Source organism: Phyllobacterium sp. A18/5-2 (assembly GCF_025452215.1).
GTDB lineage: Bacteria > Pseudomonadota > Alphaproteobacteria > Rhizobiales > Rhizobiaceae > Phyllobacterium > Phyllobacterium sophorae.
In genome coordinates this window covers 354141-370037 of the sequence record NZ_CP104968.1, presented here as the reverse complement: position 1 = coordinate 370037, position 15897 = coordinate 354141, and the positions used below count along the sequence as shown (strand labels likewise).

Below are 15897 nucleotides of genomic sequence, written 5' to 3'. Positions count from 1 at the left end.
TCATAGTTTTGGCTCGGCAAGGCTAGGCTGAGCGAAGGGTTCACTCGGTAAGCGCGCCCTGTTACGAAAGACCGCCTGCGAAGGATTAATTTAGGGGCTCCGCTTTCAGTGTATTTGCTGAGGGCAAAATGTCCTCTCTTGGCGCGAAGCGGAAATTAAGTCAGTCTATGCCGGAGGGGTGAGCTGTCTCGCCTCGAATTCGACTGCGCATGCGTCCGAAGATATCGATAAGTGCAATGACGCGGCCTGCATTTGTAACCGCATCGACAATCGCGGCACGAACGGGCCTTCGCCCGCTGTCACTCTCGTTTTGACGCGTAACCTTCGAGCATCCGATCGGCGTCAGATAGCTGCCGATAGAGTTCGTCCAGCATATCGTCAACGACATTCATCTTTTCACCCGCCACGGCGAAAATTTCCTGTGAGGCACCGCGGACCTTGGAGTCCGAGACCGCTTCCAAGATCAAATCGAGCCCATCGTAGCGATAACGGGCGTGAGCAAGCGCATCTTTGATGTCGATGACGTGCCTGCGAAATGGATCAAGCACTTCGCCTAAATCAATCTTCATTCTGGGATCTCCACTATTCGAACGATTTTCCGCATAGATTGTAAGCCGCCATGGATTGCATCGGTCTCCAAGACGACGCCATGGCGCGCAGGCTTCTCGCGCAGACCTATGGACGTCCTGGCGGCTGCTCCTGCGGAAACTTGTCGTCATGAACGATTGCCACGGCCTGCTCGAGGTTGTCTCTCACCTCGAAACCGATCCAGTGTCCGTCCATCAGATGCGTTTGCCTCGCGCAGGCGAGGAAATAGTTCCCGGCCTGCCGCGCAAAAAGGTGAGTTGTCTCCTCTCATTGGTTTTGATTCCTGCTGGCGGATCGGTGTACACTCCCCAGATCGCATCTTTGGCCGTTAACTTCACTGGCATCTCTGACTGAGCATAGACCCTGGTCACCATCAGGCTGTGCCGGAAAGACGAGGAGCCATTGATGAACTCGATCTGTACCGACCATTTTGCTGGCACCATGATCGTGAGATTGCCGCCCCAGTAGCCGTTGAAGTCGATTATGTCGGTCCGGATGTTGTCCCTGCGGTACCGCTCGACTTGGTTCCAATCGGCAACAATCTCTATAGCCACTGTCTTGGCTGCGGGATCGTTCTTGATCCAACCCGGGACGAAAGGCTCTCCAGCCAGTGCAATTTGGGGCAACACTCCCAAGGCGAAGGCAAGAAGGGCAAGGTGGGCAAAGCGCGCCATCGCAATCAGAGGCTCCTCCCGCGGCATGGAGTAAGCGACCGCAACCGAGGTCAACTAAGCCTATCCTTTAATGAGGAGAATACTCTCAATATAAGATCCACACCAGCAGACCACCTTTGTACGCCCCGACCATTCTCAAGCTTCAAAACAGGTTGCGACTATCGCTCCTCGGGTCGCCGGTCACCTTATGAGAAATGTATATCTCGGAGCGAGCTCTTCGTCGCCACGGTCACGCAGGATGCCCCGGATCAAGCACGATATCGGCGACAGCAACATTCGGCGTGCCCTCTGCAGAGGAGTGGACGGACCATTGACCATCGGGTGCGGCTATCCCTGATGGCGTTGTTACACTTTGCGGCGCATGCGCAGCATAGCTTAGCTTACCCAATACCTGTTGCTTGCGGCGTGGATACCTCCGCGGCCGGCATTGAGTGCGACGCCACCACGCCAATATCATGGAGCTCAGTTTCTTCCAAAGACCTCTTCCAGGAACGCCTTCACAGTAGCCTGTGCCGCCGTTGCGGCAGCGTCGTTGTACTGTGAGCTTGGACCGAATTCGACACAGGCGTCGGAATAGCTGAAAGGGCGGCCAGTCGCGGCATTGAGGAGCTTCCCATCCACCTCGTACGCATGCAATTTCGCGAGGTTTGATTGTCGGAATCAGTGAAACGCGCCGGGTTGCGTGGGCTGTCGAATGCATGAATGGCGCCCTTGTACTCTGTCATTGCCGCGTCCTTGCCAGCCGCAGCCAGGCGATCGATATAGGAGCGACAGGGCGCGGCAGGTGTCCAGTCGTCATCGGTGCCGTGGAATTCGCGGATTGGTGCGTCAGCAACCTCCAGTTCCCCGACAAGCTGGAAATTGCACGCGGGATAAAACGGTAAATGCGCCACTATGCGAGCCTTGGACGGGCCGAACGCTTTCTGGAAGCGTGTCATTGCCGAATATAGCGCTGCATTGCCGCCACGGGAAAACCCCATCAGCGCAATCCGTGTGGCGTCAATCTTTGGGTGGTCCGCCAACGCATCGGCGGCTCTATAAGCATCATCGATTTGCGTGAATTGACCGAACAGAGATTGATCAGTTGAGGCCTGCGTGAGACTCCGTCCCGTGTAGCTGTCGAGGCTCAGCGTTGCGACTTCTATGCTATTGAGAAACCGCTCCCAAGCCCATACCGCGCCGCTCCCAGGTCCATCCGTGCCGTGCAGCAAGATGACGACTGGCAGTTTGTTGACACCCTCTGGGCCACTGAGATTGCCACGCAGAGTGACAGGTGTTCCCGCCGCGGTGTTGCCCCGCAGAAAATCGTCCTCAGCAAGGGTGCGGGAATTCACCACCAACGTGTCGTCGAACGCCAATGCGGACGAGGCGTAAAATGACCCCATGCTCAGATAGATGAACAGTATGCCTAGCCTCAGCATTACCTTGGCTCCCCGAAATGTTAGCTTGAGCATAGGCAATTTGTTCGCCCAAGTGGCCCGTCATTTCTCTCGGGAATTTCCGCAATGGGTCGAATCCGGCCATTTTGGTGCACCTGCTGTTAATGACCGGAATTGGCCCTTTCCTGCCGAAGCGATCGGTCTGCTGTCGGCCCTTTGCCGACTCCTTTGGTAGTCTGTTCCCTCACTTTTTTATTTTTTCGCCCCCTCTAGTGCTGGTCGCGCAAAGGCTTTAGCGTCCAGGCTCCCCTTATTTCCCTCATTGCCAGAGGCGACCCATGGCCGAGTCTTCCCCATTCGCCCGATTTATTGCCTTTGTCAGCGAAGGCGTTGCTGCCATTCGTCATTCGGGTGATGGCTCGCGAGCGCCTGTCTATGGCACGGCGCCGGTCATTCCGGAGGCCAAACCGCAAGGCAAGATACCGACGTTGAAGATGCCGACGGCCAAGGGCTGGGAGGGCGAGCACAAGCCGACGGTGGCCGCCGGGCTAAAGGTCAATGCCTTTGCGCGGGGGCTGGTTCATCCCCGCAATATACATGTGCTGCCCAATGGCGATGTGCTAGTGGCTGAATCGATGGGCGAAGCGGGAAATCCACGCACCTTGTTCGACCATGCCATGTCGGCCACGATGCGGCGGGCGCGCGCTTCCGGCGACAGCCCCAACCGCGTGACGCTGCTGCGCGATGCCGACGGCGACGGGGTGGCCGAGGAAAGTCACGCCTATATCGAGAATGTGCGGCAGCCCTTCGGCATCGTGCTTGTCGGGGAGACACTTTATGTCGGAGCCAGCGACGCGCTTCTGGCCTATCCCTACGAGGCGGGCGCGATCAGAATCTCCAAACCGGCCAGAAAGCTAATGGATCTGGTGCCCGGCGGGCATTGGACCCGTAATCTGATTGCCAGCAAGGATGGCACCAGGCTTTACGTGGCCGTGGGGTCGCTGAGCAATATCGGCGACGCGGGCATGGCTGCCGAAGAAAACCGCGCCTGCATTCACGAATATGATCTCAAATCGGGGCAATCCCGCATTTTTGCCGGTGGCCTGCGCAATCCCGTGGGCATGGCCTGGGAGCCCGAGAAACGGATGCTTTGGACAGTAGTCAATGAGCGCGACGGGCTGGGCGATGAGACGCCGCCTGACTATCTGACATCAGTCAGCGATGGCGGATTTTACGGCTGGCCCTATTGTTATTGGAACCGGGTGGTGGACGATCGGGTGCCGCAGGACCACGCCAAAGTGGCCTCGGCGCTGCGGCCCGATTATGCGCTGGGCGGGCATACGGCCTCGCTGGGTCTTTGCTGGCTGCCCGAGGGCACACTGCCGGGCTTTCCGTCGGGAATGGCCATCGGCCAGCATGGGTCGTGGAACCGCTCCAAGCTCTCGGGCTACAAGCTGGCATTCGTCCCCTTCGAGAAGGGCAAGCCTATGGGAATGCCGCGTGAAATTCTCACCGATTTCCTGTCGCCGGACGAGAAATATTCCTATGGCCGTCCGGTCGGAGTGGCGCTGGCGGCCGACGGCGCGGTGTTGATGGCAGATGATGTGGGCGACGTCATCTGGCGCGTTACCGGCACCTGAGCGCGGGGTGACGACGAAACTTTCCCGTGTGTTTGCACTCACCGGCGCTGATATCGGATTATCAGCACTCGGTCTCAAGTCCGCCTTTCATCGCAGGCGAACTGACGTTCGCTGTTGGCGCACACCGGCCGAGCTTTGCGCCGCCGTTAGGCCGAGACAGTCCAGGGGCCGCGACGGCGCCTGCGAGTTCGCCAAGATGGCGGGCATTAAAGACCCCCTCAATCTGCCTGCATGTAATCCGCCACGCTGTAGCAATGGCTCGCCTGATAGGCGTTCCGTCCCCGGTTCATGTGCGTCAGGTTGAACGTCCGAATGGCGCGCACCACGCGGCGGCTCGTGAGGAATTTGCGGATCGAGACAGAGCCTAGCACATTGATGCCAAAAATGTCCGCACCGTGCGGGAAGAAATAACCGACGTGCTCTGGCGTCGCAACGCTTTGCTCGAGAAAGGGTTCGTCCACTCGGCTCGGCGTGGCTGAACGATCCGTAGTGAAATCCGAAAGATGCACGATGAATCTGGCGCGGATGTCTTCGCCTTGGGCATAGAGCGTGAAAAGCTCCATCCAGCTCGCATTGACGCGGACGAGCGGCTTGTCCGAGGTCGACGGCAGGCAGGAAACCGACCAGTAGTAGCGCTCGGTCGTGCGCAGGATCGGAATGCAGCTTGGACCGTATAGCCCGAGAATCTCCAGTACTTTCCGTGCTTGCGGGCGACTAAGTAGCTTCTCAAATCGCGCGACATATTTGAAGCGCTGTTCCAGGGACTCCGAGCGATCGCTCGTGTCCGGCAAGTCGATCTTGCCCTCTATCCAATCGCGCTGCTGCTCAGAATCAAGGAATTGCCGCACACCGGTGGTTCTCGGGCGAGTGGTCGCTACCATATCAGAAGCCCTGCGAAATTCGTGTGCTCGTCATCGACCGACTCCTGTGTTCTCGCTTAGGCGTTCGCGTGTCTAAGCATCGCGCCTCATGCGCCTCCGAATGATACCTCGCAGATGGAGAATTTGGAACGTTTGCTCGACCACGAGGAGAAAGTCGCATGACCGTTCTCCGTCTTGGCAACGGCCCAAGGCTGATATTGCAAGCGCTGCCGCTTCCGGGATCAGAGTTCGAGCTACCTGACGACTGCAATCAAGCGCGAAGCAACCGTTATTTGGCTCCCTTCATTCCCGTTTTGCCAGAAACGGCCGCATAGTAGCAAAGTGCAACCATGAGAAGTGAATGGGTCCGCAGCTCACCCGTCTTTTTTGAGACTTTACCATAAGCGAATTGGTGAAAAATGGGCGCCTGACATGGATTGTCGACATTCAAGCTACAATCCAAATTGTTCGAAATTCGCGTGTTATCGGCATATCAAAGGAAGGGGTTTCTCGCAGCTCTTCAGGCTGAACAACCCGCGCCAAATCCATGTTCTCCGGCACACACCTGGTCAGGCCATGTCCTGTTTCACAATTGTGATGGACAATTGTGAATATGACCAACCGCGATCCTATCCACCATTCACTCTGCACAATTCCTGCACAAAACTCCTGAAATTCTCCGCTTTCTCGCCATACGCGCTCCTTGGCCGATTGGCACAAGGGACACATGCGATCGACACCTCCCTTAGTCATCCTTCCACGTCCCCTGCCTTGCCGCCTGCGCTCTGATGGCTGGTGGCTCGTGGATCAAGCAACGCCCTGCGCTGGCGCGGTGATGAGAGGTCCCTGGTTTATGGGCAAATGTTCCAACGGCCAATACAATCGCGATTCGGCCCGAAATGTGCGATGCTGCCAGCGCCGGTCAATGTGCAACCGATAACCGCGAGTTCGCTTCTTGCGTAGGAGACTGAGAAACGGTCGGACAGCGTCCTCTTCGCGGCTGAGGATTTTAGCACTTCATAATTTGCCGCCCAAGCGGATCATTCCGCCGGGCCATTTCACGCAATACGGTATCGGCCCGCGTATCGAGTCTTTGCAACGACGCGAGTCTTAAATCCCTGAACCGTCGAGTTGCTCGGCGTCTTCGCCTTCCCAGGGTGAGGGCATAAAAGTGCGATCGAGGTTGGCCGAGGGCATCGGCATCCAGCACTTCAATTCCGGCTCGGCATATTCGACGACGCGGCCGGGTGAGGAATCGGAGGCGCGCCAGCCTTCGGCACCGAACTGGTCGCCATTAGACCAATACGCGAGATCAACTTCTGCCTGCCCCTGTTCGGACGGGCGGATAGTTACGAGGATCTCGACTGCCGTCTTTCGGCGCGCTTGCCATGTGGCGCCAGCGGTCTGGCTCGTCCATCGTTTTTTCCTATTGCCTTGCTGCGGGTTGCAAGTGTCGCCTCGCCATCGAAAACGGTCAACTGAAACTTTTTCACAACCCATTTTGCGAATTCCGCTGCGGTCTCGTCATTGCGGTCACGCATACGGCCCATAGCAGGTGCGTGGTTCGATTCCGATCTAGGGGACACTGGACGTTCATAAAACGGCGCTGTGGAAAGTGGGCTCTTATCGGCATTTTCAAAGGGGTTACCAACGAGCGTTGACTTTGTATAAGACCATTCCATTCCGAAATCGGGGCGATCTCTAGCAGTGAACGTCGCTGCATTTTGCAGATCGCAGGGGCATTCCTTCCGCCTGCCTTCTTAGGAGAGGCGCGCGCGCCAATTATTGCTAAAATTGGAAGAATGCCAGACTGCAAAATTCCTCACTGCCGATCCTTTAATCGAACGCCTGGACCATTGCCATTCGCATCAATGAATATGACGCCTGCCCGTTCGAGCGCTGACTGCAGCTTGGCCAACGTCGTGCCGGTCGCGGCTAGCAGCTCACCTTCCATTTTCTCCAATCGCTTTATCGTCTCAACGGAAACGCCGGCGCTTTCAGCCAAACGAGACTGATCTAATCGTAGCAGAGACCTTGCGGCTCGGAGTTGCGCAGAAGTAAGCAAAATACACCTCAAGTGTAAAAAAATGCATATGAAGGGTTGACACCCCAAGTGTTTCTGATTATCTATAGAGTGTGACTGATTGCACTTCAATCGCGAGGACCCTAGCGATCGATGACAGGGACAGAATACCGATTTTTTTGGTCGTCGCTCAGCCCCTGATGGCTGCTGCATGGCGGCCGAATAACGCCAACTCGGTGTCGAGCTGATATTCGCACCACGAGGCAGTTGAGGTCGACAAGGCAGGGGCCACCTTCTACGACCGTGCGTCGGATTCTGGGGGAGGTACGCTTAGAATTGCGGCACTGGCGGCAAATCCAGGAAGTGCGGCTGGGGGCGGGTAACACAGAGTCCACTCTGACCATAAACCAGGTTATCAGGGAGCTCGGATCGATGGCTGATTCTGAGAATAGCAGAACTTTGTCGCCAGTCACTCGCGGAGGGTTGCTCTCGGGTACGGAGATATGGCTCACGGAACAAATCGCCACTATGTCACCTGATTGTGACGCGACCGCTTCGAGAGGAGTAGATGAGCGGGTGCTTTGCATGTGGCGAAAATGGATGGCGGCTCACAGAAAGGTTGAGCAGTTCTGCCGGGAACAGCAGCGGCTTGAGCGTCGTCTGGTCACAGCTATCGGCTTCCCTCGCGTTGAAATATTGGCAGCGGATATGGAGCGACCGGTCGTGGCCTTTACAGCGGAGAAGATCGATACCCTACTTGGCGGGGGAACAGAGACTGCCGACGCGCGAAATGAGGCGAAGGCCGTTCTTCAGGCGCGGCAGCACGCCTGGGACGCAATGGACGAGCGTCTGGGTTACAGTCGTGCCAGGCGTGTCGAGGCAGAGGCGGAAGTCCATCGGGACGAACTGGCGGAAGCCCTTTGGGCCGAGCGTGCCCAATCCGTCGCTGGAATTGTCGCGAAGCTCCATGCTGTTCTGCTGAGATTTGAGGACGACGGTCCCCGCGACGAACCGCCATGGCCGCAAATCCGATCGATCCTGATGGATCTCACCCGCCTTGATGCCACCCGCTCTGGCCGTTCCGATGCGTGACCGCTCACGTTACCAACTGTTGGATAACGCTTGAGCGGCTGCGCTTCGAGATCTGCTGCGCAAGTCACCGTGCAAGAAATTTTCCGGCGATCGCCTTCTTCAGGCCCCAAGTTTCTTACAGCCCTGTGAGCAGAGCTGCTTCAAGCGAAAGACATTTTGTTTAACCTTCTCGATCTGGCGGGTTTCCACTCACAGCTCGCCCCGGTATTCGAGCGCGCCCTTGTGCCCGAAGTCCTCGTGGGACGAGTCCTCCGGACGGTCGTCATGGCGGTTACTAGCGCCTGTCAAATGTCTGCTTAATCGCATAGTGCATCGGCGTAGAGCAGGTGATCTGTAGTGCCATACGCCATGATACTCTGATCGAAGCAGAACCTTTTGGGGAGTATCCGAACGAGGTATCGCCGATTGCACTTGGCGGGTAGATCTATCCTGAAATCCCGCAGATCCGTCGACGGCATCGGTTCGGTGAACCTTGAGTGTCCAAAATAGGAAATATTCTGGATCAGTTTGATGGCACCAGAATTTCCGAATTCGCCGCCGATGACCGCGAAGTTTTGACCTTTTGTTTCATCCAAACTTGGATAGTCTCCTGCAGATGGAGGTTCCCCTGATAGCGGAATCGCTGTCCACTTGACCGCCACATTAAATCGGACATCGTCCCTCTGCGGAACGTTTCCATAGCCGTTGAGATATTTCCAACGCACTCGAACCACCTGGGTTGCTTCGCTCTCACCCAACGGCAATGGAAATACAGCAATCGAGGTGTCCGTGGGTGCGGATCCATCCCCCTGAGACTTTGATCCGGGGGCAGGACAAGGAGTATAAAGAGGGCGATAACCGCATTCGGCCCCACCAGCGTCCCACAAGCAGTTACTCAACCGCCGCCAGTCCGCGGAACTTATAGCTGGTGGCAGTGCTGATAACTGGTTGCCATTCCCGGGCACCATCCAGGGATGAATCTTGCCGGCCCCCGAACGAAGCGCCCAGTCCGTACGGCGAATGCCTACGTGTGCGTATTTCTTCTTCTCTTCCCGAAGCTCGAGTGCTTGCGCCCATGTAGGTTTCGAAATCCATGGTTCCTGCGCAGCCGCATCTGCCGCGAAGCGGCGTCCCGTGATCTGCGTTGTCAACGTATGGCACGCTGTACAATTCCCTGCTGGATCCCGTATCGTCTTGGCGCGCCCGAGTTCGACATTGTGGGTGCTGGTGTAGCCCGAGCCGATGACACGAAATGGCGCGCGCTCGTTGCGGGGAGTTTCGGGCAGGTAGTCACCGAGACTGAAGGCAACTGCTCTCGGGTCATCCTTCCCGCCGAAGTAACCTACCCTGGCTTGTTGAGCATGCGGATTGATGACATACGGGTTCTTGTTATCGTGGCATGCGTAGCACTGGACCTGAAATGTCTGATCGTATAGCGCCTCAGCAAAAGCACGTCCGACCCTGTCGGAATATGAGTGGCCGCCTGGTGGAACAAATGGGCTTGACCAGTCGAATTCGTTCCGGTCTTTCCGTCCGTCGAAGAACACGATTTCACCAGTGAGCCTGTTGAAACCAATCGTTCCCAGAAGAGCGAATTTTGGATCTCGACTGCTCCCAGTATGGATCTCGAGCCCACCAGCAGGTTGGTGGTTGATTTGCGGCATAAAAATAGCCACTCCACACTGCCTTTGACAACGCGCTTCAAGCGCGAACTCGGACCACAGTAGGTGACATTTCCGGCAAGTGAGGGCTTGTCGCATTTCTGGATGCCTTTCGTCCATTTGACGACTTTGCCCGCGGCATCGCGATGTTCGAACTCCAGCGGGTGCCCCGTTTTTCCGGCGTTGGGCTTCAACTCCACGAGATTGCCTTCCACCTCCAAGGGGATCGTTTTCGCACCTTGTGCACAGTCTGCATCCGGAATCGGTCCAAACACGCTACGGGCCTCGTCGCCAAATCTGCTGATGACGCCGCTGCTTGCCGAGGCTGGCTCCCAAAAAAATCGCCATTCAAACGTCGAACTGCTTCTTCGAATGACTCCGCCTCAAGCGTAGCGCGATCGGGCCCGAGGCCAACGAGCTGGACGTCACTTTTTTGCCGCTTCATCACGGAAAGCACCATCTCCCGGCAAGCCTGAAAGACCTGCAGGTCCCGCAGATACCTGTCATATATCCTACCCTGCGGGAGGACTTTGGCGGTTGACCCCGGTGGGGGAGAAGGAGCGATGCAGCCGGTCCATACATCGCATCTGCTGCCCTGTTGGCACACTTTTCCGCCGCCCCTGCCAAGCGCTACATCAGCCATCCTCGAGCCGAGACGAAGGGTTTCAACTGGTTGCGACATGTTCTGCGAAGGCCCGTTCGAACCACCGGCGAAAGCAATCACCGCAACAATACCCAAGATAGATGCGAATTCTCTGACAGCCATTTCGGCAGTCCTCCCGGGACTACTGCGCGGCCAAACTACCGTGTCAACGTGCTCGTGCCTGAGTCCCAGGCGTGTCCGTGATGAGAGTTAGCCTTGAGAACCGCCAAACGTTGTCGGTGCCTCTTGCGAACGTCGCCTTTAGAACTGCAGTGTAGTCCAAATTCGGAACTTCCATATCCGCCCACTGAATGGTTACGAGCAAGGTCGTTTTTCCTATTACCGTATCCTTATCCTGAGCGTGAAGGAGTGTGTTGCTCTCGAAGTGCCGGGCTTGCCGATCGTCACCGAGGTCATTGAGAATACCCGCCATGAATGTTCCCAGGTCTTCTTGGCTTTCTGTCGTGAAAATCTGGACATTTCCAGCACCCGTGCACGCCTCGTATTGTGCGTTCGGAGTGAACAATGCCGTGAAGCGAGAGACATTCTTATCATCCAGTGCCCAATTGTAGCTGTGGATCAGGTCCATTATCGCTTGCCTGTCGGCAGGCGCAGGATTGACGATATTGGTGCGCGCCGGCAACCAATCGTTAGTCATTGGGTCACTACAGGGTAGAGCAGCAGCGGTCCCACCGACCGCCAGCCCCAACCCAACCGAGAGCGCCAGCCCTTTCGCTGTGCCCTTTCGGGATTTCCCGCCAAGTTCCGCCATCTTACCCTCCTCCGTTTCACCCAAAAACCGATCTGCTGCCAGGGCAGGTTGGGGCACAACAACATATGTCGTACCGCCGAGGACCTTTTCATCTTGCATACCCAACTTTCGATAAAGCTGAACGACGTTCACCGACGCCGATGCCTCGCTGTTGGGGATGATGGAAATGTCGACCGGCCGACTTTCCCCAGCGCTCAAATCGAAACTCCGACCCACCTCAACACCCGTTGCTTCGAAGTTCCAACCCTTTGGCAGCCAAGCAACAAGCCGCGCGCGAATCGGATCCTCAAATGGGTTCGCAAGAACAAGTCGGGCATTCAGGCTGTTCGAACCACCGGAATTGAGGAGCTGCACATTTCTATGCGTTACGTTGTTATCAGTTGGCGTAATCACATCCGGCACTTGGGAGTTTGTCGAGGTCAACGATACTGGATCATCAGCCGCATCAACGACAGCAAACAGGCAATAGTGATCAGGATTGTTCAAGGCAGCGTTGTACAAGGGGGCGTCGAAATCGAACGACAGCACAGCTGCACCGTCGCCGGCGCCGCCGGCAACGGAAGCGCCGGAATAGGGTAAAGACGCCACGGTCTGTGCAGGCAGGGGATGCCAGACCGAAACATCGACTGGGTTTGAGGGGAACTGCGGCCAGAAGTCTGTGGGGAGAGCCGGAAGGCCCGCCCCCGCGAAGGCCCAGTGCAGCTTCACCCGAACATTGGTCGCAATGTTCGTGCCGCGATTGTGAATGCGCACGTAGACCCGATTGAGGGTACTCGACAACGGGTCCTCGTGGACGAACGTATCGAACTCGGCGGAGGTTGCTGGCGGCGCTCGCCCGATAGGGAGGGGCATCGACTTTGATGTCAACGCTTTGCCAATGGGGAATGAATCCTCGCGTCTGTTCGAACATGACGTTCGAAGGCTGCTCCGTATTTCCCCAATCGAGCCTGTTGTCACGCAGATAGACATCCACGCCTCCGCGCCCCCCAATGTTCCGGCCAGCCACTGTCCGAACGGCCTCGAAGGCATTGACCCTTCCGTAACCATGCGTTGGCACCGCGCCCGTGGGGGCGGAAAAACCAGTTTGCTCGGAATAAGAGCCATCGAAGGACGATATCTTGTCGGCGGTGTCCTGCAGAAGTCTCTGCACCTTCAGTCGTTCTAACGAATTGTCATGCGATAAAATGAGGCCCGCAATGCCAGCGACAACAGGCGCGGCAAAGGAGGTACCGCCGAAACAGAAAGTATAGTCCAGATTGGACGCGGGCGGTGAAGCGGGTTCGGAGCAATTTGGATAAGGGGATAAGTTATTATACCCGGGCATTCCCACCCTGTCAGTCGTGACAGCATCAAGCGTGCCACCGTGTGTCGGCGCGAGCAGATCCATACAGGGGCCGAAGCCTGCAGGCAGGAAACGATCCTGGTTGGTCGCGCTGCTCACTGCAATCACATTTGGTAGCGACGATATATCCGGGCGGACGACTCCGCAGTTGTCTTTGTTTTCGTTGCTCATCGCAAACACAACCACTGCCCCCAAGCCACCGCGTCCAGCTGTTGCTGCGTTGTTGATCGCAGTGACTACGTTTGCAGTCGACGGCGTGCCAATGGGATATCCCCAGGAGTTCGTGATAATATGGGCGCCCATCGCTTGCGCATAGCCAAATGCAAGTCCTTCAGCAAACACGGTGCCATCGACCGCCCTGATCGGAAGGAAGCTGCACTGCGGGCAGGTTCCAGAGACGCCAAGGGTGTTGTTGGCACGCGCCAGGGCCGCGCCGGCGACAGGATTTCCGTGCGTGTCGCTCGGACGGGGACTGACGTCGTTATCACCGCATGGGACCGCCGCATTGCATGCCGTGAAATCCCAGCCGTGAACGTCATCGATGAAGCGGTTCCCATCGTCATCGAGGCCATTGTTTGCTATCTCGCCGGGATTTGTCCACAAACCGCCAACCAGATCCGGATGGTTGGTCTCGAAGCCGTAATCAATGACCGCGATAACAATGCTGGCGTTTCCCAATCCGAGCGACCACGCGAGATCGGCATCAACGTCGGCGTCAACTGTACCCATGTGCTGGCCCGTATTGTTCAGGTGCCATTGCTGGGCAAAAAACGTGTCGTTCGGGATGACCGATGCCTGGCGCTTTTCAACCGGGCGATAAAAGTTTGGATGTGAGAAACTCACCCCAGGCCGACCGTTGATCGCATTGGAGATCTCGAGCGCATTGTGCACATTGTCTGGCAAAAGTCTGATTACGAACTGCCGCTCGTCGAACGGATTGTCGCTGATGACTTCCGCACGGAATTGTTCGGCGATCTGTCGGATGAGGCCAGGGTCACTTTCGTCGGCAATTTGAACAATGATCTTGTCGGTCAACACGAACGGCAAATCGGAATCGCCGATCGTGATGAGGATACCCGAATCGACGATCAGGTCGGGGCGGGACTTCATCTGACTCTGGGCGAAAGCGTTTAGGCTTTTCGCATCGCTCAAATTCGGCGCTTCGATCTCGATCACGCTGTCGGGTAGCGTTGGAATGCGCTGGCCACGGAAAACATCGAGCGCCTCCTTGTAGCGATTGGCGTCAGCCAACGTCTCTTCGGAAAGAATTAGAGCGATCTGACTTGGCAGGATACGGGCAGGGTATTTCTCGCCTCCCTGGACGAAGACTGTCTCGTTTTCTGCGGCTCGAGCGAACGAAGGCACGCTCAGTAGTAGAATCGCGATCGCAGCAACAATGAAGATTGGCGTGCAAATAAGCCTGATGATTCTTCTGCCGGCGTCAGTTTGGTTCCCGGATTTGCCCATTGGCTCCTCCTTGCGGCGGGACCAGCTCGCATTGTCGGCAATGCCGAAGCTCGCCCGTCGCCGCAGAAAACATGCTGTCCAGTTTGGATCGAAAGCGCCGACAGCGCCATCTACCAGTTCGGGCTAATGCATTCGCAGATGAGGGTTTTCGGCCGTAACACTGGCGTCTCACTCAACGAGAAGGAACTTGTTTTTTCCTTTGCTTGATAATCAAGTCTCATCGCAAGTTTTACGGAGCCCGCACGCGTCCCGTTCATCAAGACGCCTCATTCCTTTTCTGTGCGCGACAACCGAAGTTTCGCGAGGCTTTCGGCGGCCTTTTGCTCCCAGCACTTTGCGCCTTGCTTGTGCGCAAACTCGATGGCCTTTTGGAACGACACTTCGGCATCAGCCACAGCGTTCTCCATACGCAAAACTTCGCCCTTCAATCTGAGAAGTTCGGCGGTGAAGTAGTTCTCCCCGGTGTTGCTTATCAACTCCAGTGCCTCGTCGACGGTGTCGGCCGCGTTCGCGATGTCCTGCGCCCGGAGATAACAGTCGGCAAGGAGACCCAGATAGCAGGACTTGTCGATCTCCTGATCTCCAAGATTGTCGCATATCGACCGCATTTGCTCCAGGCCCGCAAAGTCCCCACCGCCGCGGACCGTCGCCCAGCCATGGAAGAATAAACCCATATTCAGCCACATGTGGAACCCGTTCTCGCCCGCAAGCGGTATGAGTTCGTCCGTCAGTTCGCGCAGCTTGGCCACATCGTTTCTGAGAGCATGCAGAATGCAGCCGTTTCCGAGGCAGGCCGCGAGCCTGTAGGCGGATTGTTGGCGTGCAATGTATTCGGCGGACCTGTAGAGTTCGATCGCCCTTTCGTGGTCACCGAGCAGTTGCAGCGTCCAGGAGAGATAGAGCAGTGGCATGCTTGGAAAGTCACTGCCGATCTTGCTTGCGTGCTCTTGATGCGCAAGCGAGCGTTCCAGATGGTCGCGCGCCTCCACAAGATTTCCTTGCGAAAACAGACTCATGCCCTTGAATTGAAGTCCCAGAACCAGCGCTTTGAGGTTGTCCTGATTGGTGCCGATATTGAGGAGTTGGTCGCTGGCCCATTCGGCGTCGGCGAAGCGGGCTGAATTGAAGGCGGTACCGAATAACCCGTCGAGTGCCCGGACCGGCGAAACCGTATCCTCCAATTCCTCGCTCAGCCGCATGGCGTTCGTGTAGGCTTCGCTGCCGTCCTTGGTCACGTATCCGAAAGTGGCATAGTGGACGTCGCCGATCTCAAGCCAGAGCCGCAGTTCCTTTTGCTTGCGTTCCACCGACGCGGGTAGCTTGTGCAGGCATTTTACCCCGTTTGCAAACATATTGGCGGCTTCGACCTTGGCCCAGGTCTTGGAGACGTTGAGGCCCGCCGCCAGCCAGCAATCGGCGGCGCGCTCGAGCATGCCGCCTTCGGCGTAATGCTGTGCAAGCACTTCCGGGTGTTCGGATGCCAGTTTCGGTTCGACCTCCTCGATGGCCCGCGCGACTTGGACATGGAGTTCCCGACAACGTTGTCGCAAAAGGGTGTCGCGCGCTGCCTCCTGGAGCAGCACGTGGGTAAACATGTAGCTCTGCTGGTTGGCCGAGATTTGTGGCGCAACCAGTCCGGACGACACAAGATTGCCCAATGTCGAATGCACGGAAGATGACGACAGGCCGCAGAGATGGGCGAGCAACTTCAACGCGAACTCTCGGCCTATGACGGCAGCGACCTGTGCGATTATTTTGCCAGAGCCGAGCTTGTCCA

Annotated in this window: 11 protein-coding genes and 1 pseudogene; 2 read left to right on the top strand and 10 right to left on the bottom strand. The window is 56.9% G+C overall.

What is annotated here, in order from left to right:
• Positions 1 to 299: 299 nt before the first annotated feature.
• From N8E89_RS28125 to N8E89_RS28115, 3 genes are all read right to left on the bottom strand, one after another.
• Positions 300 to 569, bottom strand: coding sequence for a hypothetical protein (locus tag N8E89_RS28125; protein ID WP_262263437.1), 270 nt, complete (start codon positions 567 to 569; stop codon positions 300 to 302).
• A 213-nt stretch (positions 570 to 782) separates the two neighbouring features.
• Complete coding sequence (locus tag N8E89_RS28120) at positions 783 to 1262, bottom strand: sulfocyanin-like copper-binding protein (RefSeq protein WP_262263436.1); 480 nt, start codon at positions 1260 to 1262, stop codon at positions 783 to 785.
• A 497-nt stretch (positions 1263 to 1759) separates the two neighbouring features.
• Entirely contained in the window at positions 1760 to 2683 is a 924-nt protein-coding gene (locus N8E89_RS28115; protein ID WP_262263435.1) for a dienelactone hydrolase family protein, read from the bottom strand.
• Positions 2684 to 2979: 296 nt separating this feature from the next.
• Between N8E89_RS28115 and N8E89_RS28110 the strand changes: the two genes are divergently transcribed.
• Positions 2980 to 4281, top strand: coding sequence for a PQQ-dependent sugar dehydrogenase (locus tag N8E89_RS28110; protein ID WP_262263434.1), 1302 nt, complete (start codon positions 2980 to 2982; stop codon positions 4279 to 4281).
• Positions 4282 to 4499: 218 nt separating this feature from the next.
• Here the strand turns inward: N8E89_RS28110 and N8E89_RS28105 are convergent, their stop codons facing one another.
• The 3 genes and pseudogenes from N8E89_RS28105 to N8E89_RS28095 form a co-directional block, all read right to left on the bottom strand.
• On the bottom strand, positions 4500 to 5162 hold the full coding sequence (locus N8E89_RS28105; protein WP_262263433.1) for a hypothetical protein: 663 nt from the start codon (positions 5160 to 5162) through the stop codon (positions 4500 to 4502).
• Positions 5163 to 6251: 1089 nt separating this feature from the next.
• Positions 6252 to 6558: pseudogene (locus N8E89_RS28100) on the bottom strand (hypothetical protein).
• Positions 6559 to 6963: 405 nt separating this feature from the next.
• Complete coding sequence (locus tag N8E89_RS28095) at positions 6964 to 7146, bottom strand: transcriptional regulator (RefSeq protein ID WP_315975752.1); 183 nt, start codon at positions 7144 to 7146, stop codon at positions 6964 to 6966.
• A gap of 618 nt (positions 7147 to 7764) precedes the next feature.
• On the opposite strand from N8E89_RS28095, the gene N8E89_RS28090 reads away from it, so the two are divergent.
• Positions 7765 to 8256: a hypothetical protein gene (locus N8E89_RS28090; RefSeq protein WP_262263431.1), complete on the top strand. Its 492-nt coding sequence runs from the start codon at positions 7765 to 7767 to the stop codon at positions 8254 to 8256.
• A 296-nt stretch (positions 8257 to 8552) separates the two neighbouring features.
• Here the strand turns inward: N8E89_RS28090 and N8E89_RS28085 are convergent, their stop codons facing one another.
• The 4 genes from N8E89_RS28085 to N8E89_RS28070 all read right to left on the bottom strand — a co-directional run bounded on the left by N8E89_RS28085 (position 8553) and on the right by N8E89_RS28070 (position 15832).
• The gene (locus N8E89_RS28085) at positions 8553 to 9911 is read right to left on the bottom strand and encodes a hypothetical protein (protein ID WP_262263430.1); all 1359 of its coding nucleotides are present in this window, start codon (positions 9909 to 9911) and stop codon (positions 8553 to 8555) included.
• A 794-nt stretch (positions 9912 to 10705) separates the two neighbouring features.
• Positions 10706 to 11839, bottom strand: a complete 1134-nt coding sequence (locus N8E89_RS28080; protein WP_262263429.1) for a nuclear transport factor 2 family protein — start codon at positions 11837 to 11839, stop codon at positions 10706 to 10708.
• Positions 11784 to 14120, bottom strand: a complete 2337-nt coding sequence (locus tag N8E89_RS28075; protein WP_262263428.1) for a S8 family serine peptidase — start codon at positions 14118 to 14120, stop codon at positions 11784 to 11786. The genes N8E89_RS28080 and N8E89_RS28075 overlap by 56 nt, the downstream gene beginning before the upstream one ends.
• Before the next feature lie 266 nt (positions 14121 to 14386).
• A complete protein-coding gene (locus N8E89_RS28070) occupies positions 14387 to 15832 on the bottom strand; it encodes a tetratricopeptide repeat protein (RefSeq protein WP_262263427.1) in 1446 nt (481 codons plus the stop codon).
• Between the last annotated feature and the right edge of the window lie 65 nt (positions 15833 to 15897).

Coding starts and splice junctions, on each gene's coding strand:
- N8E89_RS28125 (WP_262263437.1), bottom strand. CDS start 569: ATGAAGATTGATTTAGGCGAAGTGCTTGATCCATTTCGCAGGCACGTC.
- N8E89_RS28120 (WP_262263436.1), bottom strand. CDS start 1,262: ATGGCGCGCTTTGCCCACCTTGCCCTTCTTGCCTTCGCCTTGGGAGTG.
- N8E89_RS28115 (WP_262263435.1), bottom strand. CDS start 2,683: ATGCTGAGGCTAGGCATACTGTTCATCTATCTGAGCATGGGGTCATTT.
- N8E89_RS28110 (WP_262263434.1), top strand. CDS start 2,980: ATGGCCGAGTCTTCCCCATTCGCCCGATTTATTGCCTTTGTCAGCGAA.
- N8E89_RS28105 (WP_262263433.1), bottom strand. CDS start 5,162: ATGGTAGCGACCACTCGCCCGAGAACCACCGGTGTGCGGCAATTCCTT.
- N8E89_RS28090 (WP_262263431.1), top strand. CDS start 7,765: ATGGCGGCTCACAGAAAGGTTGAGCAGTTCTGCCGGGAACAGCAGCGG.
- N8E89_RS28075 (WP_262263428.1), bottom strand. CDS start 14,120: ATGGGCAAATCCGGGAACCAAACTGACGCCGGCAGAAGAATCATCAGG.